The organism is Corynebacterium tuingiense, from assembly GCF_046718165.1.
Classification (GTDB): Bacteria; Actinomycetota; Actinomycetes; order Mycobacteriales; family Mycobacteriaceae; genus Corynebacterium.
The window spans coordinates 1849937-1875253 of record NZ_CP177101.1 but is presented as its reverse complement, the minus strand read 5'-3'; the positions used below and the strand labels follow the sequence as shown (position 1 = coordinate 1875253).

General features: G+C 60.7%; 23 protein-coding genes. 14 read left to right on the top strand and 9 right to left on the bottom strand.

Annotation, left to right across the window (positions count from 1 at the left end):
- Positions 1–19: 19 nt before the first annotated feature.
- Positions 20–778, bottom strand: coding sequence for a TetR/AcrR family transcriptional regulator (locus tag ACLI1T_RS08910; RefSeq protein WP_349852844.1), 759 nt, complete (start codon positions 776–778; stop codon positions 20–22).
- A gap of 416 nt (positions 779–1194) precedes the next feature.
- Here ACLI1T_RS08910 and ACLI1T_RS08905 point away from each other — a divergent pair, with 416 nt between their 5' ends.
- On the top strand, positions 1195–2151 hold the full coding sequence (locus ACLI1T_RS08905; RefSeq protein WP_349852845.1) for a malate dehydrogenase: 957 nt from the start codon (positions 1195–1197) through the stop codon (positions 2149–2151).
- Here ACLI1T_RS08905 and panC read toward each other — a convergent pair.
- Entirely contained in the window at positions 2148–2969 is an 822-nt protein-coding gene (gene panC, locus ACLI1T_RS08900; RefSeq protein WP_349852846.1) for a pantoate--beta-alanine ligase, read from the bottom strand. The two genes, ACLI1T_RS08905 and panC, sit on opposite strands and share 4 nt — an antisense overlap.
- Before the next feature lie 11 nt (positions 2970–2980).
- Positions 2981–3802, bottom strand: a complete 822-nt coding sequence (gene panB, locus ACLI1T_RS08895; protein ID WP_005277923.1) for a 3-methyl-2-oxobutanoate hydroxymethyltransferase — start codon at positions 3800–3802, stop codon at positions 2981–2983.
- Between the two features lie 57 nt (positions 3803–3859).
- On the opposite strand from panB, the gene ACLI1T_RS08890 reads away from it, so the two are divergent.
- The 5 genes from ACLI1T_RS08890 (at position 3860) to ndk (ending at position 9457) form a co-directional block, all read left to right on the top strand.
- Positions 3860–6592 (top strand): valine--tRNA ligase, encoded by a 2733-nt coding sequence (locus ACLI1T_RS08890; protein ID WP_411702465.1) that lies wholly within the window; start codon positions 3860–3862, stop codon positions 6590–6592.
- Positions 6592–8163, top strand: a complete 1572-nt coding sequence (gene folC, locus ACLI1T_RS08885; RefSeq protein WP_411702464.1) for a bifunctional tetrahydrofolate synthase/dihydrofolate synthase — start codon at positions 6592–6594, stop codon at positions 8161–8163. The genes ACLI1T_RS08890 and folC overlap by 1 nt, the downstream gene beginning before the upstream one ends.
- The gene (locus ACLI1T_RS08880) at positions 8160–8654 is read left to right on the top strand and encodes a DUF4233 domain-containing protein (protein ID WP_411702463.1); all 495 of its coding nucleotides are present in this window, start codon (positions 8160–8162) and stop codon (positions 8652–8654) included. The genes folC and ACLI1T_RS08880 overlap by 4 nt, the downstream gene beginning before the upstream one ends.
- Before the next feature lie 5 nt (positions 8655–8659).
- The gene (locus ACLI1T_RS08875; RefSeq protein ID WP_349852848.1) at positions 8660–8971 is read left to right on the top strand and encodes a hypothetical protein; all 312 of its coding nucleotides are present in this window, start codon (positions 8660–8662) and stop codon (positions 8969–8971) included.
- A 75-nt stretch (positions 8972–9046) separates the two neighbouring features.
- Positions 9047–9457: a nucleoside-diphosphate kinase gene (gene ndk, locus ACLI1T_RS08870; protein ID WP_005277934.1), complete on the top strand. Its 411-nt coding sequence runs from the start codon at positions 9047–9049 to the stop codon at positions 9455–9457.
- A 147-nt stretch (positions 9458–9604) separates the two neighbouring features.
- On the opposite strand, the gene ACLI1T_RS08865 is transcribed toward ndk, so the two are convergent.
- Complete coding sequence (locus tag ACLI1T_RS08865) at positions 9605–9955, bottom strand: ArsR/SmtB family transcription factor (protein ID WP_284771605.1); 351 nt, start codon at positions 9953–9955, stop codon at positions 9605–9607.
- A 110-nt stretch (positions 9956–10065) separates the two neighbouring features.
- On the opposite strand from ACLI1T_RS08865, the gene arsB reads away from it, so the two are divergent.
- Positions 10066–11130 (top strand): ACR3 family arsenite efflux transporter, encoded by a 1065-nt coding sequence (gene arsB, locus ACLI1T_RS08860; RefSeq protein ID WP_349852849.1) that lies wholly within the window; start codon positions 10066–10068, stop codon positions 11128–11130.
- Here the strand turns inward: arsB and ACLI1T_RS08855 are convergent.
- Positions 11127–11894 (bottom strand): hypothetical protein, encoded by a 768-nt coding sequence (locus ACLI1T_RS08855; protein WP_411702462.1) that lies wholly within the window; start codon positions 11892–11894, stop codon positions 11127–11129. The two genes, arsB and ACLI1T_RS08855, sit on opposite strands and share 4 nt — an antisense overlap.
- 224 nt (positions 11895–12118) lie before the next feature.
- Here ACLI1T_RS08855 and ACLI1T_RS08850 point away from each other — a divergent pair, with 224 nt between their 5' ends.
- The 7 genes from ACLI1T_RS08850 to ACLI1T_RS08820 all read left to right on the top strand — a co-directional run bounded on the left by ACLI1T_RS08850 (position 12119) and on the right by ACLI1T_RS08820 (position 21722).
- Positions 12119–15994 (top strand): translation initiation factor IF-2 N-terminal domain-containing protein, encoded by a 3876-nt coding sequence (locus tag ACLI1T_RS08850; RefSeq protein ID WP_411702461.1) that lies wholly within the window; start codon positions 12119–12121, stop codon positions 15992–15994.
- A 224-nt stretch (positions 15995–16218) separates the two neighbouring features.
- Complete coding sequence (gene rplU / locus ACLI1T_RS08845; protein ID WP_023023542.1) at positions 16219–16524, top strand: 50S ribosomal protein L21; 306 nt, start codon at positions 16219–16221, stop codon at positions 16522–16524.
- Positions 16525–16567: 43 nt separating this feature from the next.
- Positions 16568–16846 (top strand): 50S ribosomal protein L27, encoded by a 279-nt coding sequence (gene rpmA, locus ACLI1T_RS08840; protein WP_005277951.1) that lies wholly within the window; start codon positions 16568–16570, stop codon positions 16844–16846.
- Positions 16847–17018: 172 nt separating this feature from the next.
- Positions 17019–18551 (top strand): GTPase ObgE, encoded by a 1533-nt coding sequence (obgE, locus tag ACLI1T_RS08835; protein ID WP_411702460.1) that lies wholly within the window; start codon positions 17019–17021, stop codon positions 18549–18551.
- A 140-nt stretch (positions 18552–18691) separates the two neighbouring features.
- Entirely contained in the window at positions 18692–19924 is a 1233-nt protein-coding gene (gene proB / locus ACLI1T_RS08830) for a glutamate 5-kinase (protein ID WP_023023537.1), read from the top strand.
- Positions 19925–19946: 22 nt separating this feature from the next.
- Complete coding sequence (locus tag ACLI1T_RS08825) at positions 19947–20876, top strand: D-isomer specific 2-hydroxyacid dehydrogenase family protein (protein WP_411702459.1); 930 nt, start codon at positions 19947–19949, stop codon at positions 20874–20876.
- Positions 20877–21047: 171 nt separating this feature from the next.
- The gene (locus ACLI1T_RS08820) at positions 21048–21722 is read left to right on the top strand and encodes a metal-dependent transcriptional regulator (RefSeq protein WP_034659051.1); all 675 of its coding nucleotides are present in this window, start codon (positions 21048–21050) and stop codon (positions 21720–21722) included.
- A 59-nt stretch (positions 21723–21781) separates the two neighbouring features.
- Here ACLI1T_RS08820 and ACLI1T_RS08815 read toward each other — a convergent pair whose 3' ends face one another.
- From ACLI1T_RS08815 to ACLI1T_RS08800, 4 genes are read right to left on the bottom strand one after another with little or no spacing between them, the layout of a single operon-like run.
- Positions 21782–22579, bottom strand: a complete 798-nt coding sequence (locus tag ACLI1T_RS08815; protein WP_023023531.1) for a metal ABC transporter permease — start codon at positions 22577–22579, stop codon at positions 21782–21784.
- The gene (locus ACLI1T_RS08810) at positions 22567–23391 is read right to left on the bottom strand and encodes a metal ABC transporter permease (protein WP_023023529.1); all 825 of its coding nucleotides are present in this window, start codon (positions 23389–23391) and stop codon (positions 22567–22569) included. The genes ACLI1T_RS08815 and ACLI1T_RS08810 overlap by 13 nt, the downstream gene beginning before the upstream one ends.
- Positions 23388–24086, bottom strand: a complete 699-nt coding sequence (locus ACLI1T_RS08805) for a metal ABC transporter ATP-binding protein (protein WP_284771602.1) — start codon at positions 24084–24086, stop codon at positions 23388–23390. The genes ACLI1T_RS08810 and ACLI1T_RS08805 overlap by 4 nt, the downstream gene beginning before the upstream one ends.
- Positions 24086–25162, bottom strand: a complete 1077-nt coding sequence (locus tag ACLI1T_RS08800) for a metal ABC transporter substrate-binding protein (protein WP_349852857.1) — start codon at positions 25160–25162, stop codon at positions 24086–24088. The genes ACLI1T_RS08805 and ACLI1T_RS08800 overlap by 1 nt, the downstream gene beginning before the upstream one ends.
- Positions 25163–25317 lie beyond the last annotated feature (155 nt).

Genomic DNA, 25317 nt, shown 5'->3' with positions numbered 1-25317 from the left:
GCAGCCGGTGCCCCTACTTTTATGCCTCGCCGTAGATATCTTGCGGGGAGGCTTCATCGCCCTCGTCGGCATCAGAAGGCACCAAATAAGACTCGTGGCCGGAATCGGGGATATTGGCGGTGAGGAATGCCAGCACGGCATCGACGGTAAGCCGGTGCATGCCGTCGGTATTTGCCTGGCTGGACATATCCACGCCCAACAGGTTGTCCATCATCGCCCGGTTGGTCACGCGGTACGAGGTGAGCGAGGCAATGATGGTGAAAATATCATTGGTGGAAATGCCTGGCCGGAAGGCACCGGCGTCCTGGCCCAGCATGAGCAGGCGATCGAGGTGCAGGGCGACGCCGCTGAAATCCGCCACGGGATTGGTGGAAGACCCCACGATGGACTGCGCGGTTTCCCAGGTCATCATGCGAATGGCTTCGGGGTGGTTGACGTATTGCCAAAAAATCCAGTCCACCAGCTTGCGCACGCCCTCGACCGGGACTGCGGAATCGAGTTCCAGATCCTCTTCGTCGGGGCGGAGGCGCTCGGCGGCGGTGCTCAAGGCCCTCAAGTACAGGCCCTGCTTATCGCCAAAGTGGTAGTGGATCATGCGCTTGGACATGCCGGATTCCGCGGCGATGGTGTCCAGCTTGGTTTCAGTAAACCCCCACGCGGAAAACTGGGAAATGGCGATATCCACCACGGCATCGGTGCTGATGGAATCCGCAGCGTGAGCGTCGGAGTCCTCCGCCTGCTCCGCAGCGTGCAGCGGTTCGGTGTGCTCAGTGCTCATAGCATGTGTCCTATCTCTGCTTCGCGGCGCCGATGTGGCGATAGTCGGTAGTGTCTCGAGTGCTGCTTGGGCGGCCGTACTATTGGGTCCGATGTGGTAGCGGTTGACCAACGTGCAGCCCGCCCAAAGGCAGTGAATGCATCCCTGCAAGCGCACCCGCCGGTGGGGCTGTGCCGCCTCCATCATGCCCGATTAATCCCACCCCGCGGGAGCAATGTGCCCATTGGGGGCGTTAATTTGGAGGTAAATGGGGGTAATATCCGGAAATTTGGCGGCGTTTTCCCTCCGAAAGAGGGGGATTAATTTCACAACACATTACCTCCGGATGGCGCTAAGCTCGGGGGTGGATACATCCCGTGGAGGGTGGCGCGCATGAGGGGCGCTTACAACTCCACGACATACGAGGAGGAATTAGCATGACCCAACCAGTAAAAGTAACCGTCACCGGCGCCGCTGGAAATATCGCCTACTCCCTGCTGTGGCGGATCGCCGCAGGCGACGTATTTGGCAAGGACACCCCAGTGGACCTTGCTCTCTTGGAAATCCCGGCGGTAGTAGAAAAGGCAGAGGGCGTGGCTATGGAGCTGCGCGATTCCGCCCTGCCACTGGTCAACTCGATCACAGTTACTGATGACCTCAAGGTAGCCTTCGACGATGCGTCTGCCGCATTCCTCGTTGGCTCTCGCCCACGCAGCAAGGGCATGGAGCGCGCAGACCTGCTCGAGGCCAACGGCGCCATCTTTACCGAGCAAGGCAAGGCCATCAATGACTATGCGGCGCGCGATATTCGCGTGCTGGTGGTGGGCAACCCGGCGAATACCAACGCGCTCATCGCTGCGCATAGCGCTCCAGATCTGGATAACTCCCAGTTCAATGCGCTCATGCGCCTGGATCACAACCGCACCTTGGGCCAGCTGGCGGCCAAGACGGGCCAGGCCACCAAGGACTTTTCCAAGATCGCGGTGTGGGGCAATCACTCCGCGACCCAGTTCCCGGATATTGCCTTCTCCAACGCCGAGGTAGATGAGCAGTGGTACCGCGAGGAGATGATCCCCAAGGTGGCCAAGCGCGGCGCGGAGATCATTGAGGTGCGCGGCAGCTCGTCTGCTGCGTCGGCAGCTTCCGCCGCTGTGGACCACATGCACGATTGGGTCCACGGCACCGAGGATTGGCGCACTGCCGCCGTGCCTTCGGATGGCTCCTACGGCGTCGATGAAGGCCTCATCTGCGGTTTCCCCACCGTCTGCCGCGACGGCAAGTGGGAAATCGTCCAAGGCTTAGAGTTGAGCGATTTCCAGAAGGAGCGCATCGAGGCCTCCGTGCAGGAGCTGCGTGAGGAGCGCGAGGCCGTAGCCCACCTGCTGAAAGGTTAAGCCTCCAGCACCAAGTTATCGATGAGCCGCACCGGCCCCACATGCGCTGCTACCAGCGCCAAGGCGGGCCGGTGTTGTGCATCTACGGGCTCGAGCGTGGCCGGGTCCACCACGGTGAGGTAATCCACCGTCACGCCGGGGGAGGAAGCGAGCTGGGCCTCAGCTTTTTCACGTGAGGCGCCATCCTGCAGCGCGAAGAGTGCCTGGGATAAGGCGACCGCCTGCTCACGCTCGGCGGCACTGAGGCGCGCATTGCGGCTGGACTCGGCCACGCCGTCCGTTGCGCGCACGATGGGCACGCTGATGATGTCCAGCGGCAGGTCGAGGTCCGCCACCAGGCGGCGGATGATCGCTACTTGCTGCGCATCCTTTTGCCCAAAATAAGCGCGGTCTGGTGTGACAAGGTGAAACAGCTTGCTCACCACGGTGGCCACGCCGTCAAAGTGGCCGGGGCGCGAGGCACCTTCCAAGACCGAGCCCATCTCACCCGTGCGCACCCACACCCGCGGGGTGCCACCCGGGTACATTTCCTCCACGCTGGGGGCGAAGACCGCATCGACTCCCAACGAGTCCAGCAGTGCGGCATCCGCGTCGAGGGTGCGCGGGTAGGCGCGGTAGTCTTCGCAGTCGCCCAGGTCCGTGAACTGGAGGGGATTGACAAAGACCGAGCACACCACGGTGTCGTTGTCTTCGCGGGCGCGGCGAATGAGGGAAGCGTGGCCGTCGTGAAGCGCGCCCATCGTGGGCACCAAACCCACGGAACCGGACGCTGCCGCGCGGAAGGCACGGAGTTCGGATTTAGTTGTGAGGATCTGCATGGCTTAAGACCTTAGTCCTCGAAAGACTCCTCGGCGTTGGGGAAGGAACGTTCACCCACATCTGCGACATAGTCCTTCGCTCCTTCCAGCAGCGCGCCGCGCAGATTCGCGTAGCGGCGCACAAAACGCGGCGCCTTGGGACCTCCCAGGCCGAAGGCATCGGTCCACACCAGAATCTGACCGTCGGTCTGCGCGCCGGCGCCGATGCCGATGGTGGGGATGGGCAGCTCCTTGGTCACCTGCTCAGCAAGGGCTGCCGGGACCATCTCCAGCACCACGGCGAAGGCGCCGGCCTCGGCGAGGGCGCGGGCGTCGTCGTGAAGCTTCTCCGCACCGGCACCCCGGCCTTGGACCACGAAGCCGCCCAAGGCGTGGACCTGCTGGGGTGTAAAGCCAATGTGGGCGCAGACCGGGATGCCGGCGGCGACAAGCGCGGCAACAATGGGAGCGCGCTCCGCACCGCCCTCCAGCTTCACGGCCTGCGCGCCGGTTTCCTTCATGACGCGCACCGCGGTCTCCAGCGCCTGGGAGGGGCCGTCCTCATAGGAGCCGAAGGGAAGGTCCACCACCACGAAGGCGCGGGAGGTCGAAGCAACCACCGCGCGGGCCAGCGGGATCATCTCATCGAGGGTGAGCGAGAGCGTGGTTTCGCGGCCCAGCACCACGTTGGCCAGGGAATCGCCGACGAGCAGGAGATCGACCCCGGCTTCATCGAAGATTTCGGCGGTCAAGCAGTCGTAGCTCGTCAGGCACGCGAAGGCCTGAGAGTTGTCTTTGGCTTGGGTGAAGTAACGGGTGCGGAGGCGGGCGCGGTGGCCAGGGTTGTGAGACATGCCCTTACTCTAGACAGGCCGGTGGTGCCAGTTGACGCACAGGGTAGAGTTGGCCAGGTGACTGATCAGAATAAAGAGCAACTCGTTGGCACCAACCGCGCGGACCAGCTTCCCAAGTCCTGGGAGCCGCAGGCAGTAGAAAAAGACCTCTACGAAGGCTGGGTAAGCGCCGGTTACTTCACCCCGGATGCATCCTCGGAGGCGGAGCCCTATTCCATCGTGCTGCCGCCGCCGAACGTCACCGGCCAGCTGCACATGGGCCACGCCTTGGACCACACTCTGATCGACTCCATCATTCGCCGCAAGCGCATGCAGGGCTATGCCACCCTGTGGCTGCCGGGCGCTGACCACGCAGGCATCGCCACCCAGACCAAGGTGGAGGCCCGTCTGCGTGAGCAGGAGGGAAAGAAGCGCTGGGACTATGAGCGCGAGGAGTTCATCGACAAGGTCTGGGAATGGAAAGAGCAATACGGTGGCACCATCCAGAACCAGATGCGCGCCATTGGTGACTCCGTGGACTGGACCCGCGAGCGCTTCACCCTGGATGAGGGGCTGTCCCGCGCGGTGCAGACCATCTTTAAGAACCTCTATGATGAGGGCATGATTTACCGGGCCAACCGCCTGGTCAATTGGTCGCCGGTGCTGGAGACCGCCGTTTCTGATATCGAGGTCGTCTACAAGGACGTCGAGGGCGAGCTGGTCTCCATCCGCTATGGCTCGCTCAATGACGATGAGCCGCACCTTATTGTTGCCACCACTCGCGTGGAAACCATGCTTGGCGATGTCGCCATTGCCGTCCACCCCGACGATGAGCGCTACGCCCACCTCGTGGGTCAGGAATTGGATCACCCTTTCCGCGATGATCTGAAGCTGAAGATCATCGCCGATGATTACGTGGACATGGATTTTGGTACTGGTGCGGTAAAGATCACCCCGGCCCACGATCCCAATGACTACGCCATGGGTACCCGCCATGACTTGGATATGCCGACGGTCATGGATACCACCGGCCACATCGCGCATACCGGCACCCGTTTTGATGGCATGACGCGAGAAGAAGCGCGCGTGGAGATCCGCGAGGCGCTGCGGGAACAGGGGCGCGTAGTCAAAGAAATTCGCCCCTATGTCCACTCCGTGGGCCACTCGGAGCGTTCCGGTGAGCCCATCGAGCCGCGCTTGTCGCTGCAGTGGTTCGTCGATGTTTCGCAGATGGCGAAGGCTTCTGGTGATGCCGTGCGCGAGGGCGATACCGTCTTGCACCCGAAGTCGCTGGAGCCGCGCTATTTCGAGTGGGTCGATGACATGCATGATTGGTGTATTTCCCGCCAGCTGTGGTGGGGCCACCGCATCCCCATTTGGTACGGCCCAGAACGCACGAACGAGTCCGGCGAGGTCGAGCGTGACATCGTGTGCGTCGGCCCCGATGAGGAGCCGCCGGCAGGCTACGAGCAGGATCCGGATGTCCTCGATACCTGGTTCTCTTCGGCGCTGTGGCCATTTTCCACCCTGGGCTGGCCCGATAAGACCCCGGATCTGGAGAAGTTCTATCCCACCAACGTGCTCGTTACGGCCTATGACATCTTGTTCTTCTGGGTCGCGCGCATGATGATGTTCGGCACCTTCGCCGGCACCAAGACCCCAGCGCTTTTGGGTGAGGGCACCGATGGCCGCCCGCAGATTCCTTTCAAGGACCTCTACCTGCACGGCCTCGTGCGCGATGAGCAGGGCCGCAAGATGTCCAAGTCCCTGGGCAATGGCATTGACCCGATGGACTGGGTGCGCGATTACGGCGCCGATGCGCTGCGCTTTACCCTTGCCCGCGGCGCCAACCCGGGCGTGGACTTGCCGCTGGGTTCTGACGCCGCCGCGGCATCGCGCAATTTCGCTACCAAGCTCTTTAATGCCACCAAGTTTGCGCTGATGAACGGCGCCAGCGTGGCACCTTTGCCTAGCCGCACGGAGCTTTCGGATGCCGACCGCTGGATCCTCGACCGCGCCGAAGAGGTGCGCACCCAGGTCGATGCCTACTTGGACGATTATCAATTTGCCAAGGCCAACGAGCTGCTTTACCACTTCACTTGGGATGAGCTTTGTGACTGGTACCTGGAGATTGCCAAGACACAGATCCCGCGCGATGGCGAGACGGTAGAAGGCCGCAATACCCAGATCGTCCTGGGTCGCGTCATTGACGTGGTGCTGCGCCTATTGCACCCCACCATGCCGTACGTGACCGAGGTGCTGTGGAAGGCATTGACCGGTGGGGAATCCATCGTCATCGCCCCATGGCCGACGGTGGCCGATACCAACGGCGGTGCTACCAAGGACGCGATGGCTGCACGCCGCATCGACGATGCCGATAAGCTCATCACCGAGCTGCGCCGCTTCCGTTCCGATCAGGGCGTTAAGCCCTCGCAGAAGGTGCCGGGCCGCCTCGACTTCGCCGCGGCAGACCTGCAGGGCCAAGAGGAACTGGTCCGCAACCTGGCCAATACCACCGCACCGGGTGAGGACTTTAACCCCTCGGCCTCCATCGAGGTGCGCCTGTCCCAAGCCACCGTGGAGGTAACGCTGGATACCCACGGCGCGGTCGACGTTGAAGCAGAGCGCAAGCGCCTGGAAAAGGATCTGGCCAAGGCCAATAAGGAACTGGAACAGACCGGCAAGAAGCTGGGCAATGAAAATTTCCTAGCTAAGGCTCCGGAAGACGTAGTCAATAAGATTCGGGCGCGCCAGAATATCGCGCGCGAGGAAGTCGAGCGCATTACCAGCCGTTTGGAGGGCCTTAAGTAGTGACAGATCAGCGCTTCAATCACGATCCCAACGGGAACGGCGAGGCAGCCGGGGGAGAGGACGATTTTGAAATCGTCGACGCCCTCAAGGAGGGCACCGATGGCACCCCAGTGGAGATCACGGAATCCGGCCTGACCCTGAACCTGGGCATGGGCGAGGACGAAGAATATAACGACGCCGCGCCCCAAGAGGTATCCCCGGAGGAGCTGCAGGCGCTCGGTGAGGTGGAAGACGAGCTCAACCAGCGCTGGCCGGAGACCAAGATCGAGCCCACCTTGGAGCGCATCGAGATGCTCATGGATTTGCTGGGTCACCCCGAGCAGTCCTTTGACGTCATCCACATCGCGGGCACCAACGGCAAATCTTCTACCGCGCGCATGGTCGATTCGCTGCTGCGTTCCTTCCACCGCCGCGTGGGCCTGGTCACCAGCCCGCACCTGCAGCGGGTCACCGAGCGCATCGGCATCGATGGCCGCCCCATCCACCCGCGCGACTATGTGCGCCTGTGGCACGAAATCAAGCCATACGTGGAGATGGTGGATGCGCGTTCCGAGGTCCCCATGTCCAAGTTCGAGGTCTTGGTGGGCCTGTCCTATGCAGCGTTTGCCGATGCCCCCGTTGACGTCGCCGTCGTCGAGGTCGGCCTCGGCGGGCTGTGGGATGCCACGAACGTGGTCAATGCGGACGTCTCCGTGATTACCCCGGTTGGCCTAGACCACACGGATTACCTGGGCAGCGATATTCGGGAGATTGCGGGGGAGAAGGCGGGCATCATCAAGCGCCGCGCCGATGCCGAAGACCCGCTGACCCCGAATGAAAACATCGCCATCATCGCCGAGCAAGACCCTGAGGCCATGCAGGTCATCCTGCAGCGCGCGGTGGATATGGATGCGGGCGTGGCCCGCTCCGGCGCGGAGTTCGCGGCCCTAGAATCCCGCATCGCGGTCGGTGGCCAGCAGGTCAATATCCAGGGCCTCGGCGGCATGTACGAGGATATTTTCTTGCCACTGCACGGCGAGCATCAGGCCAAGAATGCGGCCGTTGCCCTTGCAGCGGTGGAAGCCTTCTTCGGTGCCTCTTCCGGGCATCCTCTGGATATTGCCTCCGTGCGCAACGGTTTTGCCAAGACGATTTCGCCCGGCCGCCTCGAGCGAGTGCGCACCTCGCCCACGACGTTTATCGATGCCGCCCATAATCCCCACGGCGCCAAGGCGCTTGGCGCGGCGCTCGACCGCGATTTCGATTTTGCGCGGCTCATCGGCGTGCTCTCCATCTTTGGCGATAAGGATGCCCAAGGCATCCTCGCCGCGCTGGAGCCGTACTTGAGCGAGGTGGTAATCTCCCAGAACTCCTCGCCGCGCGCGATCGATGCCTATGAATTGGCGGAAACGGCCCGCGATATTTATGGCGAAGAGCGCGTCTATGTGGCCGATGATCTGCCCGGTGCCTACGCGCAAGCCGTGGAGCTGGCCGAGGAATCTGAGGTGCAATCCGGCTCCGGTATTGTCATTACCGGTTCGGTGGTCACCGCCGGCGAAGCCCGCGCGATGTTTGGAAAGGAGCCCGCATGACCAGCCCTGATCCCCAGTCCCGTCCGCATCGTCCGTCTCGTCCGCCGCGCCGCGGCGATGAAGTCGCGGATAATGAAATCGGCCCATTGGGCCTGGGGCAGGATCCCGTCAAGGATCCGCTCAAGAGCTTTAATGGCATGGTCATCGCCAGCTCGCTCATCATGGAGTCGATCACCCTCGTTTTGGCCCTGCCGCTTCTGTACAAGCTGTATGACGGAACGCTGTGGACGCCCTTTAACTACGGCCTGGTGATAGGTGCCCTGATATTCCACTTGGGAATGATCGCGTTTATGAATAAGAAGTGGGCGCTGACCGTCATCGTATGGGCGCAGCTATTGGGCCTTATCCTTGGCTTTATGGCGCACTGGTCCATCGCCGCGATCTTCATCATCTTTGGCATGGAGTGGCTCCTCGCGGTGTATTTGCGCAGCAACCTCATCGCCCGCATGAAGCGCGGTTACTTAACTACCCAGCACCTCAATCAGAAGTAGTGTCCATGCGCACCGTCTATCTCGTCCTCGCGGCCCTAGCCTGCATTGCCGCGGTAGCTGCCCGCGCGGCCACGGGAGCGCCGTGGCTGCCGGCGGTGGCGCTAATCATTGCCGCCGTATTTTTGGTCTTGGCCCTGCGTACTAATTTTCAACGGGCGGAAGAAGCCACCCTTGATGATTTGGATGAAAAGCAGCGCGCAGAGATTAAGCGCTTGCTGGGCAACGGCCAGTTCGGCACGGCGGTTAACCAAGTGCGCCTCTGGTTTAGGGGGACCTCCCACGAGCGCGCGACGGAGATAGTCCAGCAGCTTACTTAGTGCCGCCCACTGCGCTGCCCCCGCATATAGCCCTCGGTCGTGGAAGAATTGTGGGTATTCGGTACAGTATGGGGCATGACTGAACGTACATTGATCCTTATTAAGCCGGACGGCGTAAAGAACGGCCACGTGGGCGAGATTATTGCCCGCATCGAGCGCAAGGGCCTCAAGCTGGCCGAGCTGGACCTGCGAGTAGCTGACCGCGAGACCGCAGAAAAGCACTACGAAGAGCACAAGGATAAGCCATTCTTCGGCGAGCTGGTGGACTTCATCACCTCCGCACCATTGATTGCCGGCGTCGTTGAAGGCGAGCGCGCCATCGAGGCATGGCGCCAGCTGGCCGGTGGCACCGACCCAGTCTCCAAGGCCGCGCCCGGTTCCATCCGCGGTGACTTTGCACTCAGCGTGGGCGAGAACATCGTGCACGGCTCCGACTCCCCAGAGTCCGCAGAGCGCGAGATCGGAATTTGGTTCCCCAACCTCTAAGTACTGACGTTACCTAGATTTCAAGGAGGCCCGAGCATTAAGCTCGGGCCTTTTCATTTATAAGGGGATTTATTGAGGGGCTAAAAACTTTGCTTGATTCACAGTGTTGCAGACATATTAGGCCAAGATTTTAAGGTTGGCGGCTTTTTAGTCGAAGGAGAGTAGCTTGCACAGTGCGGTGAAAGCTTGCTTTTGCACTTCGTGGGTGACGGTGCGGCCAGTCTGTCGTTTGGCTAGGAGGCCAGCATCCCGCAATTTTGCAAGATGGTGAGATACCGTTGGCTGGCTGAGACCGGATAATGTGGTCAGTTCGGAAACGCTCATCGGGCCGCAGCCTTTATCGCACAAGATGGATAAAAGACGAAGTCGGGCGGGATCTGCAAGTACCTTGAATTGCTGGGCAAGATGCACGGAATCGGCCTGGTCTAGGGGGCCGTTGCTGAGTGAACAACATTCGTTGATGTGGGGATCTTTGGTCATGCCGTGCGAAGAAACCATGCCTTTAGTATATGGGCGTTTGACACACCCTTTCATATTGACAGGTATCGATATGAATGGCTACAGTGCTGCACGGTACGGTGCGACTTGGGTCAATGAAGGAGACAAGTATGGCTACCTCACAGCAGCCGCGTTTAGCTTTTCTCGATCGCTTTCTACCCCTGTGGATCATTCTAGCTATGGTCCTTGGCCTGCTCATAGGTCATTTCCTTCCAGGAATAGGGAACGCGCTCTCAGCTTTGGAAATTGGAGGTATTTCCCTCCCAATCGCTTTAGGGCTGCTGGTGATGATGTATCCACCGCTTGCTAAAGTGCGCTATGAAAAGACTCGGGAGATTGCCACTGACAGACGGCTGATGACCGTGTCGATCGTTTTAAATTGGCTTGTGGGGCCAGCATTCATGTTCGTACTGGCCTGGCTATTCTTGGCGGATCAACCTGAGTTGCGCACGGGTCTTATTATTGTCGGCCTTGCCCGCTGCATCGCTATGGTCTTGGTATGGTCAGACCTATCCTGCGGTGACCGGGAAGCCACGGCAGTACTAGTAGCAATCAACTCCGTTTTCCAAGTTGCGATGTTCGGAGTCTTGGGTTGGTTCTATTTGCAGATACTGCCAGGGTGGCTGGGCCTTGATACCACCTCTGTCGAATTTTCTTTCTGGTCCATTGTTACTTCAGTGCTCGTATTCTTAGGTATTCCGCTTTTGCTTGGGATCATCTCCCGAGTATGGGCAGAGAAGACTAAAGGGCGTGAGTGGTTTGAAAGCCGTTACCTTCCCGCCGTGTCTCCTTTGGCAATGATCGGTTTGCTGTACACAATTGTCTTACTGTTCTCCCTGCAGGGAGAACAGCTCGTGGAGCAGCCGATAGCGGTAGTTAGGGTAGCGGTGCCTCTGATGCTGTACTTTGTCGGGATGTTCTTTTTGGCTTTGGGCGTAGCTAAGGCTGTCGGAATGAACTATGCACAATCTGCTTCAGTGGCCTTTACCGCAGCGGGAAATAATTTTGAGTTAGCCATCGCGGTTTCCATTGGTACCTTTGGAGCTACCTCTGCTCAAGCATTGGCCGGTACTATCGGACCCCTTGTCGAAATTCCGGTTTTGGTTGGCCTGGTATACGTAATGCTCTGGATTGGTCCCAAGTTATTTCCTGGAGACCGGACTCTGCCGAATTAGCGCCTGCCAAATTGATATAAGCACCGCACGCCAGTAGGGGTGAGGGTGATGCGCCAGCTTTCTACTTTGGAGCGCAGCCCAATATTTTCTACCTTCACTAGCCCATGCTTTTTTAGTTCCTGGATCGCATCGGACAGGGTATTTAGCTCCACCTGCATCAGTCGGGACAAGGCCTTGGTGGTGGTTGTATTGCCCTGGACGGCCCCGGCGGTGACGAGGGCGGTGAGGATATCGAGGTGGGCATCGGCAAGCTGCATGGCACTATCTGTGACCCCTTCTAGTGGATCTTCAGCCACGATGCGCTGCATGCGGCGGCGGCCAATGCGAAAGGACTGGGAAAACATGGCCCACAATCCCAGTGGAAATGCGAACGCCGACACCGCGCCGGTTAAGATACCTTCCACGGGTGGGGCCAGGGAAATGTCCGGCAACCAGCCAGCCGCGGATAGCGGGGCCATGGCCAGCGGTAGAGCAAGTGGAATTACTGGCGCCCAATAAGCAATGGTGGGGTAATCGCCTTCGAGGTAGACATCCTGGCTAGCCCCAATGGAGCGGGGATAGTGGCGGATGAGGGGCACTAATCCGATGACCGCAAAGACCGCAAAAACGCCGGCACCCATCAGCATGTAGCTGGCCTCCGTCTGTGCAAAACCGAGGGCAAAGCCGGCCGGAACGCCGAATAAGCACGCCTCTTTCGGCGTAATCTCATTGCGCTGCCGGTACTGCGATAATGTTCGGGCGGGACGTGGTGCCAGTTCTGCCATAAGTTCAAGCGTATCATCGCCCACAGCCTGCTCGCCCCGCCAAGATTCTGTGACACAATGGAACTCACGCTCAGCGCGCGCATAATTTCATAACCCCACAAGCTTTAACGCAGTGCGTTTATCGTGGCTATTCGTGCGGCAGCGGCACAGTTCCTCTATGGGCTGTGCCTGCGCCCGAGTAGCCGGCGCACCATACAATCGAAGTACAGGAGTAAGCCCAACTGATGGCGGCACAGAACTCTCAAGAAACAACTGAAAACCTGCAGGCAGCTGCGGCTTTGGCCCAGCGGATAGACCCGAGCGAGCTAAAAGATAAAACCCGCGTATATGCCATGGCCAAAAAGCTCGGCCTATCATCACGCCAGCTGGTGGCGCAGCTTAAGGACATGGGTCTAAACAAGACCGCGCAGAGCTCTATTACCCGCGCGGAAGCCGGCGACCTCTTCGCCGCTTTAGCTCGCCATGCTAGGGGCGCGGATGCGGAGCAACCTGCGACTGCGGACGAGAGCCCAGCAGAAGCAAAGCCCGAGGGCAAGGCCAAGGCCACCAAGCGCGCTCGCCGCACCCGCAAGGCCACGAAGAAGTCCGCGCCCGCGGCAAAGAAAGAACCGGCGCAGGCCGATGCCGGGGAAGAAGCTGGCACCCCGGCTGACAACACCGCAGCCAATGCGGAAGAGGAAAAGAACCTGCGCTACCGCGTGCGCAAGAATGTGGACAATGAAATCTCCCAGATTGAAGAAAAGGTCGATGCATCGCTGGTTAAAAGCGCATTGCCGGATATAAAGCAGGCGCCGGACCGTCTGCCGGATCCTGAGCCGGCGAAAGCGCCTGCGCGCGCTGAAGATGATGCCCCTGCCGACGCTGACGCTGCTGGTGCGGACGAGACGACGGGGACCGTGGATCCAGCGAAGCTGCATGAGGTGCTGGCAGAGGCCGGCGAGGACTTTGACGATGATTACTATGCACCGCGCATAGTCCCGCGCGCGGAGACCGACGACGATTCCGCCGCGTATGACTTCGCGCCGCTATTTATGCCACCGCAGCAGCAGGACGCCGCAGATCTTGGTGAGGACGATGCCGCGGACATGGCGGCGATCGCTGAAGCCGCTGATGCCGCGGATCCTGCCGAAGATGCTGAGGCCGCTGAGGCCGACGAGGCCGAGGCAGGCAATAAGGCAGCGCGCGGGGGTTCTGACAAGCGCCGCCGCGGCCGCCGCGGTACCTCCCGCGGGCGCGGCGGGAACGAGAATTCCAAGAAGGATGCGGCGGATAAGGAGCCGGAGCTTATCGATGAGCCCAAGGCCATCCGCGGCTCCACCCGCATCGAGGCGCAGAAGCGCCGCCGCGCAGAATTGCGCGAAAAGGGCCGCGAGCGCCAGCACATCGTGTCCCAGGCGGAATTTTTGGCGCGGCGCGAGGCCGTGGAACGCACCATGGTAGTGCGCGATAAGCAGCGCGAGGACGGCGCGGGCATCGTCACGCAGGTGGGCGTGCTTGAAGATGACCTCTTGGTCGAGCACTTCGTTACCACCGAGGCCCAGGCTTCCCTCATCGGCAATATCTACTTGGGCCGCGTGCAAAACGTCTTGCCGTCCATGGAGGCGGCGTTCGTGGACATCGGCCAGGGCCGCAATGGCGTGCTCTACGCCGGCGAGATTGATTGGCGCAAGACCAAATTGCATGGGCGCTCCCGGAAGGTAGAAAATACCCTGAAATCCGGCGACCAAATTTTGGTGCAGGTGGCAAAGGACCCGATTGGCCACAAGGGCGCGCGCCTGACCACCCGGATCTCCTTGGCCGGCCGCTACCTCGTCTACGTTCCAGGTGGGCGCAGCGCCGGAATTTCGCGCAAGCTGCCGGCACCAGAGCGCAAGCGCTTAAAGGACATCCTGGGCCGCGTGGTGCCAGGCGATGGCGGCGCCATCATCCGCACCGCTGCCGAAAACGTTCCCGAAGAGGCCATCGCAACCGATGTGCAGCGCCTGCATAACCGGTGGGAAGATATTTCCGCCCAGGCCAAGAAGGAAAAATCCTCCAAGGGTGCTAAGCCGGTCACGCTGTATGAAGAGCCGAATATGCTCATCAAGGTTGTCCGCGATCTCTTCAATGAAGACTTCCACCGCCTGATCGTGGATGGGAAGCGGTCCTTTAATACGGTCAATGCCTACGTGGAATCCATGGCCCCGGATCTTGCAGACCGCGTGGTGCGCTATAAGCCGAAGGACCACGGTGGCCAGGACGCCTTTGCCGCCTACCGCATTGATGAGCAGCTGCATAAGGCGCTCTCGCGCAAGGTGTGGCTGCCCTCTGGCGGCACCTTGGTCATCGACCGCACCGAGGCCATGACCGTCATCGACGTCAACACCGGCAAGTTCACCGGCTCCGGCGGCAACCTGGAAGAGACCGTGACCCGCAATAACCTGGAGGCGGCCGAAGAAATCGTGCGCCAGATGCGCCTGCGCGATCTGGGCGGCATGATCGTGGTGGACTTTATTGACATGGTCCTGCCGGAAAACCAGGATCTGGTTTTGCGCCGCCTGAAGGAGGCCTTGGGCCGCGATCGCACGCGCCACCAAGTATCCGAGGTCACTTCCCTGGGCTTGGTGCAAATGACGCGCAAGCGTTTAGGCACCGGCCTGGTAGAGACCTTTTCTACCGAGTGTGAGCACTGCCATGGCCGCGGCATCATCATCCACGAGTACCCGGTCGATGAAGCTGAAGACAACCACTCCGGCCACCATTCGCACGGTTCCTCTAAGCCGCACAAGAAGCCTGAGCACGATCCCCAGCAGCACCCAGCTGCCGTGGCCATGCACGAACACGACGATGAGGACGAGCGCGCGGAGAAGAAGGGGCAGAAGGGCCGCAAGGGCCGCAGGAATGCCACGTCCCAGCCGCAAAAGTACCGGAAGACGGATGCCCCGCTCTACGGCAACGAGGATGAGCAGTCACCGTCCCTGGAGGAGCTCGTGGCCAATGTCGTCGTAGACGATGAGTCCGCCGACTCCACGCAGAAGGCCCCACAGAAGCGCGGCGACGACGCGCGCGGACACCGTGACGAGCGCAGCCGTGGCCGCAGCGAAGACAAGCAGAAGAAGCGCCGCCGAGTGCAGAAGAAGTCTGAGGTCTCTGAAATCGAGGCCATCGCCTATGCCGCGGCGGACAACGCCGCCGAAAGCGATGAGGTCCAGGAATTTAATTCCTATGTACCCGATGGCCAAGAAGCACCGGCGAAGGAGAAAAAGCGCACCCAGCGGGGCAAGAAGCCGCGCCGGGCAACGCGGACCTCGCCCGCGTCCCGTCGCACGCAGGAGCAGCCGAACCAGCGCCAGCAGGCCGCTGAAGAAAAGGCTGAAGAGAAGAAGGCAGAAGCTTCCGATGCCCCGGAGAAGACTTCTTACGAGGAGGCAGTCGCCGAGTATGAGGCTTCTCCGCGCCGCAAGCGCCGCACGCGCGGGAATTCGCGTTCCGATAATCGCCCGCGCCCAGAGGATTTTGCCCAGCAGCAACAGGCGGAATCTGCGGAGTCCTCGGATGAGGCACGGCGTGACGATGCGACCCAGCAGGAAGGCGAGCAGCAAAATCCCCGTAGCAAGTCGCGCGGGCGCGGTAGGCGTCGTAGCGTTCGCACCCAGCCGAACTCCCGCCGGGCAAATGTGCAGGCCTCGCACCGGGCTAACGTGCAAGATGTAAAGCAGAACAACAAGCGCGGGGACACCTCGCGGACGGCGGAGCAACGCCACGAGAATATCAGTGGCGGGAAGAAGAATTCCTCGGTACAGGGAGGTCGTCGCGGCAAGCGCCGCGTGGTACGCACCAACCCAAGGGATAAGGCCACCTCGCACAACGCGGGTACGCCTACAGCTACACCTGTTCAAGGGGAGAAGGATTCCCAGAAGGCTAGTGCTCCGCAGGCCGAAACGAAGGTTATTCGCCGCGGGAAGAAGCGCGCGGTGAAAAAGACCGGGGCGCCGGCAGCAGCTGCGCGACAGGAACGTGCTGGGGAAAAGGTGCCCACTAAAGTGCCTGAGACCCCGCAAACTGGTGCTAAGGACGCGGGTCGGCGGCGGCGCCGCGTAACACGGCGGGCTACTTCCTAGGGCATCGCCACGCGGGTGCGAAGTGCGTGGTTTGTATTTTGTACCCGCGGCGGGGTAGTCTTTGACAGTCGCTGTTTAGAACACTCGGCGCTGGATCAGCCCACAATTGCCGCCCGGTGATTGCGGATATGTTCGCGCGGGGTCTGAACGCAATATGTAAGTGTCCATTCGGATGACGGCCTGGATGCCGTGTCCGAGCGAGTTTAGATAAGGGGTAACCCTCTATGTACGCGATCGTCAAGACCGGCGGCAAGCAGTACAAGGTTGCTGAAGGTGACCTCGTCAAGGTCGAGAAGATCGAGGGTGAGCCAGGCTCTGCCGTGGCTCTCACCCCGGTTCTGCTCGTCGATGGCGCCGCTGTGAAGTCCAAGGCTTCCGACTTGGAGAAGGTTTCCGTCGCTGCGGAAATCGTTGAACAGGGTAAAGGTCCAAAGATTGATATCCTGAAGTACAAGAACAAGACTGGTTACAAGAGGCGTTTGGGTCACCGCCAGCCTCAGACCACCTTGAAGATCACCGGTATCAAGTAAGCCTTAACCGGGCTGCAAATCATCCCCGAAGGAGGGAAACGACATGGCACACAAGAAGGGTGCTTCCAGCTCCAGCAACGGTCGCGATTCCGAGTCCAAGCGCCTCGGCGTCAAGCGCTTCGGTGGTCAGCAGGTTAACGCCGGCGAGATCATCGTGCGTCAGCGCGGCACCAAGTTCCACCCAGGTGAGAACGTTGGTCGCGGCGGCGACGACACCTTGTTCGCACTTGCTGCTGGCTCCGTGAAGTTCGGCATCAAGCGCGGCCGCCGGATGGTCAACATCATCCCGGCTGAAGAGGTTGCTGCAGAAGCTACTGCTTAAGCACGACCGCAGCGGTCAATCCTCGGGCAGCTTTCACTACGGGTGAGGGCGGCTCGAGGATTTTCTCGTTTTACCTCCCACTGTGCTGGCAGGGCATGGGTTGGAGTCCGAGCTTGGCTACGCATTACACTGGCTAAGACAATAGATTTAAATAAGAAGGGTGTGGCACATCATGGCACGATTTATTGACCGCGTCGTCTTGCACTTGCAGGCTGGCGACGGTGGGCATGGCTGTGTGTCTGTGCACCGCGAGAAATTCAAGCCATTGGGTGGACCAGATGGCGGCAATGGTGGCCACGGTGGCGACATCATCTTGGAAGTCTCGGAGCAGATCCATACCTTGATGGACTTCCACTACCGCCCGCATATTAAGGCCGAGCGCGGTGGCAACGGCGCCGGCGATATGCGCAATGGCGCGCGCGGTGAGGACCTGATTCTGGAGGTTCCCGCGGGTACGGTTGTGCGCACGGAAAAAGGTGAGACCTTGGCTGATCTCACCGTGCCGGGCACGCGTTTTGTTGCGGCCGAGGGCGGTTTCGGTGGCCTGGGCAACGCGGCGCTTGCGTCTAAGAACCGGAAGGCACCGGGCTTTGCGCTGCAGGGCGAGCCGGGCCAAGCTCATGATTTGGTGCTCGAGCTGAAATCCATGGCGGATGTGGGGCTTGTGGGCTTTCCTTCGGCGGGTAAGTCCTCGTTGATCTCTGTGCTCTCTGCAGCCAAGCCGAAGATTGGTGACTACCCGTTTACCACCCTGCAGCCCAACTTGGGTGTGGTGGATATGGGCGATAGCTCCTTTACCATTGCCGATGTCCCTGGCCTTATCCCTGGCGCCGCCGATGGCAAGGGCCTAGGCCTAGACTTCCTGCGCCACATCGAGCGCACGGCCGTGCTGGCCCACGTCGTTGATACCGCATCCATCGAGCCTGGCCGCGATCCGGAATCCGATATTGAGGCGCTGGAAAATGAGCTGGCTAAGTACCAGGAGGCGCTAGAAAGCGATACCGGTTTGGGTGACCTGCGCGAGCGCCCGCGCGTCATTATTTTGAATAAGGCCGATGTGCCGGAGGCGGAAGAGCTTGCGGAGTTCGTCAAGGATGACCTGAAGGAAAAGTTTGGCTGGCCGGTGTTCATCATTTCTGCGGCAGCACGCAAGGGCTTGGACCCGCTGAAATTCAAGCTCATGGAAATGGTCACCGAGCATCACAAGGCACAGCCTAAGCCGAAGCGGGATCCTTCCCATACCGTTATTCACCCCAAGGCCCAAGCGCATAAGAAAAACACCGGCAGCTTCGCAGACTTTAGCGTGCGACCGGACCCAGAAGTGCAGGGCGGATTCATTGTGGAAGGCGAAAAGATCGAGCGCTGGATTACCCAGACCGACTTTGAAAACGATGAGGCCGTGGGTTACTTGGCGGACCGCCTGGCCAAGGCCGGCGTGGAAGACGAGCTGCACAAGCAGGGCGCGGTGGAAGGCTGTCCCGTGACCATCGGCGGCATTACATTCGAATGGGAGCCGATGACCGGCGGCGATCCAACTATGGCCAGCCGCGGCGAGGATGCCCGCCTGAAGGGCACCAACCGCGTGTCGGCAGCGGAGCGCAAGCGTGCCTCCCAAGCCCGGCGTGGCTTGGTCGATGAGCTCGACTACGGAGATGAGGAAGAGATCACCCGCGAAGGCGCTAACCGTGACCGGTGGCAGGGTTAGTTGTTAACTTCTGGCGAAGGGAAGTGGGGGCAATTCCACCGGACGATTGCCCCCAGTTCAGACGCATTATGCTGCGCACATGGGAGAAATGTGCCCCAATGAAGGGGGCGGGAGGCATAAGCTTTGTACACTATTGAGTTATGTCTTCTGATCAACAGAAAGAGCCCATTCTTCCGCTCCCCGTAGAGCCGTTTGATGGCCCTACCGCTGATACTCCGTTCCCCGAAGCCCTTGATGAAAACCCGATAGCCTCCGGGTTTGAATCCGAATTGCGCAACTCTATCGCTGAGGCCAAGCGCGTCGTTGTAAAGATTGGTTCCTCGTCGCTGACGGATGAGAATTTCCGCGTGGCGCAGGAAAAGATCGATCACATCGTTGATGCTGTCCACGCACGCATGGGACGCTCCGATGTCATCATCGTTTCCTCCGGTGCGGTTGCTGCCGGTATGGGCCCGCTCGGCCTGCACCAGCGCCCCACCGACCTGGCTACGAAGCAGGCTTCGGCGTCTGTGGGCCAGGTACACCTCGCCTATGAGTGGGGCCGTTCCTTTGCGCGTTATCAGCGCACCATCGGTCAGGTGCTGCTTACGGCCTCCGATGCCGGACACCGCGACCGCGCCCGCAACGCGCAGCGCACCATTGATCGTCTGCGCCAGCTGCGCACCATTCCCATCGTGAACGAAAACGACGCCGTTGCTACCTCTGAGATGCACTTCGGCGATAACGACCGCCTGTCGGCCTTGGTCGCCAACTTGGTGGGCGCAGACGCGCTCTTCCTGTTCTCTGACGTTGATGGCCTCTATGACAAGAATCCGGCCGAGCCGGATGCGAAGTTCATCGACGAGGTGCGCACCGGTAAGGACCTCAAGGGCGTTGTTGCCGGCGATGGCGGCAAGGTCGGCACCGGCGGCATGGCCACGAAGGTCTCGGCCGCCCGCCTGGCCACCCGCGGCGGTATCCCTGTGCTGTTGACCTCTACCGATAATATCGGCCCCGCGCTTTCCGATGCCTCCGTGGGCACCGTCTTCCACACCCGCGAGGAACGCCAGCTTTCGGCCTGGAAGTTCTGGGCACTCTACTGCGCCGATACCGGCGGAGCCGTGCGCCTGGATGAGGGCGCGAAGGAGGCCGTGACCAAGGGCGGTACCTCCTTGCTCGCCGTGGGTATTACCGATGTCCGCGGTGAATTCAACAAGGGCGAGATCATCGATATCTTGGGCCCGAAGGGCGAGGTTATCGGCCGCGGTGAGGTCCGCTTCGATTCCGAGGAATTGAACGCCATCAAGGGCATGCAGATGAGTGAGCTGCCAGAAGATAAGCGCCGCTCCGTCGTGCACGCGGATTACCTGTCCAACTTCGCCTCTCGCATCTAGCTAAGTGCCGTACGCTGGTCCCATGAAGTATTTTATGGGACCAGAAACGTGGCAGCCGATGGTCGATGACTTAAGCGCTGCCGGCCACGAACGCGTAGAAAACCTCGAAGACGCAGAGGTTTATGTCAATAACACACCCAGCCCACGCCGCATCCCAGAGATGCCGGACAATATCGGCTGGGTGCAGCATTGTTTTACCGGTGTAAACCAACTCATTGATGCTGGATTGATTACCCCTGAGGGCTTGCCGTGGTGCAATTCCGCCGGCGCCTTTGCCAAGCCGGTGGCCGAATGCGCCTTGGGCCTACTGCTCTCCCAAGCTCATCAGCACAAGGCCTTTGTGCAGGCCGGCACCTGGTCGGTGGCCAAGGAGCTGGATGAAGCGCAGGAGTGGATCTATGACCAGCAGGGGCCGAAGAAGGTAGCGATTTTGGGTGCTGGTGGCATCGGCAAGCAGCTCATTGCCCTGCTCAAGCCCTTTGGGGTGTACATCACCGCCGTGAATCGCTCTGGGCGCCCCGTGGAGGGCGCCGATGAGGTGGTTGCCATGGCTGATGCCGCACACGTGTGGGGCGAGGCCGATGTTATTTTCTGCATCCTGCCCGCCACGCAGGAAACGGAGGGGCTAATCGATGCCGCAAAGTTCCGCGCCATGAAACCGTCCTCGCTGTTTATCAACGTCGGGCGCGGCAGCACCGTGGTTACCGATGACCTCGTGGATGCCCTGCGCGAGGGTGAAATCGCCGGGGCCGGCTTGGAAGTTGTGGACCCAGAGCCGCTTCCCGATGGCCACCCGTTGCTCTCCCTGCCCAATTGCACCATGACCCCGCACATCGGGGCAACAAAGCACGTGGCGCAGTACCACATGGGCGATATTTTTAATGCCAATGCCGCCGCGTGGGATAAGGGTGAGCCCATGCCCACCCAGGTAGATCCGGAGGCGGGATACTAGAAAGCTTAAGAGCCACGGACAGCGAAGCCTGGGTGCGTCGTGTGTGTACCGAAGAAAGGACGTACCGCCCACTGTCCGTGGCAAGTGAAATTAAAAGTTCAATGTGTTGAACTACTGCTAATTTAACACTTATCCAAGGGCAACACAAGCACGATTATTAAGATGGTGGACATGCACCTAGAAGAACTCCCTACCCGCAGCCAGGACTACCTCAAAGTTCTGTGGGACTTATCGGAGCATTCCGGCGGCGCCCCAGTGGGGCTGAAGGATGTGGCGGGGCGCCTGGATCAAAAGGTGCCTACTGCCTCAGAGGCGATTAAAAAGCTCGCCGCTCAAGGGCTGGTGGAGCATGAGCGCTATCAGGGCGTCTCATTGAGCCCTGCGGGCCGCGAGCTGGCGATGCAGATGGTGCGCCGCCACCGGCTTTTAGAAACCTTCTTGGTAGAGACCCTGGACTATTCCTGGGACGAGGTGCACGAGGACGCTGATCGCCTCGAGCACGCCTGCTCCGATCGCTTTATTGGCCGCATCGATGCGCTGCTGGGATCCCCCGACCGCGATCCGCACGGCGATCCCATTCCCGATATTGGCGGCGGGATCGAGGATCTTGGCACGCTCACGCTCGCCAGCGCCCCGCTCGATGCGCCCGTGACCGTGGAGCGCGTCTGCGATGAGGATCCTGGCCTATTGCGCTACCTCGACCGCTTTGGGGTGGAGCTGGGCAATGAGCTGCGCGTAAGCGATAGCGTGGCCGGCTTATTGACGGTGCAGACCAAAGGCGGCGAGATGTCGCTGGCGGAGGTGGCCGCCCGCGAGATCACAGTCCGCCTGTCCTCGTCTAATTAACGCGCGGCGCAGCAACGCAGTGCTGCGCCGCGCCGTGCGACGCCATGCCGCGCCGCACGTTAGGAAATCGCCTTATAGGCCGTCATGCTGGCGAGGTAAAAGACGCCGGCCACAATGGCGATGGTGCCGCCGGCCGAAAGGCTTAAGTGCGCGGCGATAAAAAGCCCGGCGACCGCGATGGTGATACCAATGATGCCCGCCCCGATAAGCAGCGCCTCTGGGCGCGATACCCACGGGCGCAGGCCCGCGGCCGGGGCCACGAGTAGGGCAATGGACAAGATGGTGCCGACGGCGGGGATGACGGCGGCCATCGTCAAGCAGATAAGGCCGAGCGTCAGGGCATCGTAAAGCCCGCTATGCGGGGACGTGCTGGGGTCGAAATAGGCCTGGAAGAGGCGGCGCCGGCAGGCCAATACCGCCAGCAAACAGATAATGACAAGGCCAGCCGCGACGGCGACATCGCGGTGGTTGACCGTGGTGAGCGAGCCCACCAGGAAGCTATCGACGTGCAGCGGCAGCGGCTGAAACCAGCGCAGTAGCAAAATGCCCAGCGCAAAGCCCAGGGTGAGCGTGGTGCCCGCCGCAGCGGTAGAGGATACGCCATGCACCTTACCCAGGTAATGCATGAAAATCGCCAGCGGAATGCAGACCGCCACGGAGCCGAGCATGAGCCCATCGCTTAAGTTGGCGCCCACCGCATTGGCCACGACGACGCCGATGACCGCGCCGGGAAAGGTGCCGTGGGAGAGGCTTTCGGCAAAAAAGACGCGGTTGCCTAGCACCATGAGCGTGCCCACCAGCCCGGAGAGGCAACCCACCGCGATGGCTTCGAAGAATGGCAATGTTAAGACACCCATATGCGCCTGCCTAAAAGTGCGAGCGGAACGGTCAGGGAAAGCGACAGCGCGACGATGGCCTGCGGGGAAATCTGGTGGGAGGTTACCGAAAGCATGAGCCACAGGCCTACGCATACGGCTAGCACCGCGCCGACCAGCGCCCACAGGAGCATCTGCACCGGGGTACTGGCTAAGACGCGCCCGACCAGGCCTGGTACCACGACGAAACCCAAGACGAGCAACACGCCGATGGCGGAGCTCGCGGCGACGACGATAAGGCCCACCGCTACGTTGGCGATGACATCGACTAGCCCCACGCGGATGCCGGTGGCGTGCGCTGATTCGCGGTCAAAGGCTACGGCGACTTGCGAGCGCCAGGTGGCCAGGATGAGCAGGGCGGCAACCGCACACAAGATGATCGAGGGGATCATGCGGTCAGTGGTGATATCGAGCAGGCGGCCAAACATAAGGGCCTCCAGCTGGCCGGAGCGATCCCCCACGGCGAGGCTGATGACCACGCCGATGCCATACATCAAGGTCAGTACCACCGCGGTGCCGGACTCATGATCGTGGCCATCGCCGCCGGAATTAAGGCGCGCCAAAATAAGCACCGCGATGCCTGCAGCAGCGGCGGCACCGGGCAAGATGCCGGGAAACCCCGCCACGGCCAGGCCAATGACGATGCCCGGGAATACCGAGTGGACCAGCGCCTCGACGCTAAATTCCATGCGGCGCAGGTTGACCACCACGCTGACTATCGCGCCGGTCAAGGCCACGCACAGCAAAAAGAGGGCCGCGCGCTGCATATAAGGAGCAGTAAGCAGAAGCGTCACATCTCCCCCTGAAATACCGACGTGGCCTCCAGGTAGCGCTCGACGGCATCCTCGGTATCAAGGACCTCGCTGTGGCCGTCCACGATGAGCATTCCGGCATCGCAGGCGCGCTGCGCCAAAATGGGATCGTGGGTGGAAATGAGCAGGGCAACCCCGCTTTCCTTAAGCTTGGCGATGATCCCTAAAAGCACCTGCCTGCTATCCTGATCAAGGCCATTGAAAGGCTCGTCCATGAGCACGAGGTCAGGGTGCGAGGCGAGCGCGCGGGCGATGAATATGCGTTGGCGCTGCCCGCCCGATAGCTTGTCCCAGCGCGTCTTCGCCTTATCCGTCATGCCGACGAGTTCCAGCGCTTGCGTTATTTGCGGGTGCAGGCGGCGCATGCTGCCCATGCGCTCCCACCACGAGGCCTTATTGAGCAGGCCCATTTCCACGACCCGGCCAGCGGTGACGGGGAAAGTGGGATCGCAGGTGTGGTGCTGGGGAACATATCCCAGCGTCGCCGTGCGCTCGTGCTCGCCGCGCAGCGTCGCAAGGCCAGCGATGGCCTTTAAGAGCGTGGACTTACCGGCACCATTAGCCCCCAGCAGCGCGATGGCCTCACCTTCGTGGATGGTTAAGGAGACATTGTCCACGATGGTGGTGGTGCCATAGCCACAGGAGGCATGGGAAAGCTTTAGAAGCGGTGCACTCATTATGCGTTATCCAGGCTGTCTGGCAGATCGGCCGCTTCACCGTCCCAGGCTTTTACCAGGGTAGTGACGTTGTGGATGATGGAGCCGATGTAGGTGGCGCCGTCGCTATTCGGCACGCCCAAGGAATCGCCGTACAAGGCGTCTTCATCCGTAATGGCCTTGACACCTGCGGCGCGGGCGATGGCTTCGATGGACTTAGAGTTATTGGAGTTTTCCGCGAAGATGGCCTTGGCACCGGAATCGCGGACCTCCTTGGCGGCATCCTCGATGTGCGAGGAAGTAGCATCCTGTTGGTTATTGAAGTCCGTGAGCGCGGATCCGATGAACTCCACGTCATAGTCGTTGGAGAAGTAGCCGAAGGCATCGTGCGATGAAAAGAGCACGCGGTCCTGCTCAGGGACGGTCTCTAAGGACTCGGTGACCCATTTATCCAGCTCGTCGAGCTGCTTGGTGTATTTTTCACCGACTTCCTTCACGGATGGTTCCTTATCGGCCAAGGCATCCACGATGTTTTGTACCTGGATTTTGGCGTTCTTGGGGGAGGTCCATACGTGTGGGTCGTGGGTGAATTCCGGTTCCTCGCCGTCCTCGCCGGGGAAGGGCCACGGGCGAAGGTCTACCTTGTGGTTGGAATCGTCATCGCCTGCAGTGACGATGGTCTCGCCGTCGAAGCCGGAGGACTCCACGGCGTTATCGAGGAAGTGCTCGAGGTCAACGCCGTTTTTAAAGAGGAAGTCCGCATCCGCCATGGCACTCATCTGCTGCGGGGTCATCTCATGCTCGTGCGCGCTGGCATTCGGTGCCAGCAGGCAGGTGAGATCGAGGGTGGTATCACCCCCTCCCTCGGTGGTCTCCTTGCCGCTGGAATCCACCTTGTGAAGCGTCATGCCACCCTGGGCAATCTGGGTGAGGTAATCGCAAATCTGCGTGGTGGTGGCGACGGCCTTGATGGTCTGATCGTCGCCCGAACCGGAGCCCGCGTTGGAACCGCTGCCGCCGTCATTCGTGCTGCAGGCGGCGAGGGCGAGCCCGCTCAGGGTCAACATCAGGCCCAGCTTGGCCACGTTCTTTTTCATGAGTGCTCCTTTTTCAGGCTGAAACTTATCAAACAAAGAATAAGCACACCCAATTAAAAGTTTCAAGGGTTTGAACAATAAGATTTGGTATTGTGAGGTTCACTGCACTTTCGGGCTAGGGTAGGGAAGTGGTTTTCTCTGCGCGGCCTGCCCAA

Excerpts from the sequence above, each read along its gene's own strand:
- ACLI1T_RS08820 (WP_034659051.1), top strand. The coding sequence starts at position 21,048 with ATGCACCTAGAAGAACTCCCTACCCGCAGCCAGGACTACCTCAAAGTT.
- arsB (WP_349852849.1), top strand. The coding sequence starts at position 10,066 with ATGGCTACCTCACAGCAGCCGCGTTTAGCTTTTCTCGATCGCTTTCTA.
- ACLI1T_RS08905 (WP_349852845.1), top strand. The coding sequence starts at position 1,195 with ATGACCCAACCAGTAAAAGTAACCGTCACCGGCGCCGCTGGAAATATC.
- proB (WP_023023537.1), top strand. The coding sequence starts at position 18,692 with ATGTCTTCTGATCAACAGAAAGAGCCCATTCTTCCGCTCCCCGTAGAG.
- ACLI1T_RS08815 (WP_023023531.1), bottom strand. The coding sequence starts at position 22,579 with ATGGGTGTCTTAACATTGCCATTCTTCGAAGCCATCGCGGTGGGTTGC.
- ACLI1T_RS08800 (WP_349852857.1), bottom strand. The coding sequence starts at position 25,162 with ATGAAAAAGAACGTGGCCAAGCTGGGCCTGATGTTGACCCTGAGCGGG.
- rplU (WP_023023542.1), top strand. The coding sequence starts at position 16,219 with ATGTACGCGATCGTCAAGACCGGCGGCAAGCAGTACAAGGTTGCTGAA.
- ndk (WP_005277934.1), top strand. The coding sequence starts at position 9,047 with ATGACTGAACGTACATTGATCCTTATTAAGCCGGACGGCGTAAAGAAC.
- panC (WP_349852846.1), bottom strand. The coding sequence starts at position 2,969 with ATGCAGATCCTCACAACTAAATCCGAACTCCGTGCCTTCCGCGCGGCA.
- ACLI1T_RS08855 (WP_411702462.1), bottom strand. The coding sequence starts at position 11,894 with ATGGCAGAACTGGCACCACGTCCCGCCCGAACATTATCGCAGTACCGG.
- ACLI1T_RS08910 (WP_349852844.1), bottom strand. The coding sequence starts at position 778 with ATGAGCACTGAGCACACCGAACCGCTGCACGCTGCGGAGCAGGCGGAG.
- ACLI1T_RS08805 (WP_284771602.1), bottom strand. The coding sequence starts at position 24,086 with ATGAGTGCACCGCTTCTAAAGCTTTCCCATGCCTCCTGTGGCTATGGC.
- obgE (WP_411702460.1), top strand. The coding sequence starts at position 17,019 with ATGGCACGATTTATTGACCGCGTCGTCTTGCACTTGCAGGCTGGCGAC.
- panB (WP_005277923.1), bottom strand. The coding sequence starts at position 3,802 with ATGTCTCACAACCCTGGCCACCGCGCCCGCCTCCGCACCCGTTACTTC.
- ACLI1T_RS08875 (WP_349852848.1), top strand. The coding sequence starts at position 8,660 with ATGCGCACCGTCTATCTCGTCCTCGCGGCCCTAGCCTGCATTGCCGCG.
- ACLI1T_RS08825 (WP_411702459.1), top strand. The coding sequence starts at position 19,947 with ATGAAGTATTTTATGGGACCAGAAACGTGGCAGCCGATGGTCGATGAC.
- rpmA (WP_005277951.1), top strand. The coding sequence starts at position 16,568 with ATGGCACACAAGAAGGGTGCTTCCAGCTCCAGCAACGGTCGCGATTCC.
- ACLI1T_RS08880 (WP_411702463.1), top strand. The coding sequence starts at position 8,160 with ATGACCAGCCCTGATCCCCAGTCCCGTCCGCATCGTCCGTCTCGTCCG.
- ACLI1T_RS08865 (WP_284771605.1), bottom strand. The coding sequence starts at position 9,955 with ATGGTTTCTTCGCACGGCATGACCAAAGATCCCCACATCAACGAATGT.
- ACLI1T_RS08850 (WP_411702461.1), top strand. The coding sequence starts at position 12,119 with ATGGCGGCACAGAACTCTCAAGAAACAACTGAAAACCTGCAGGCAGCT.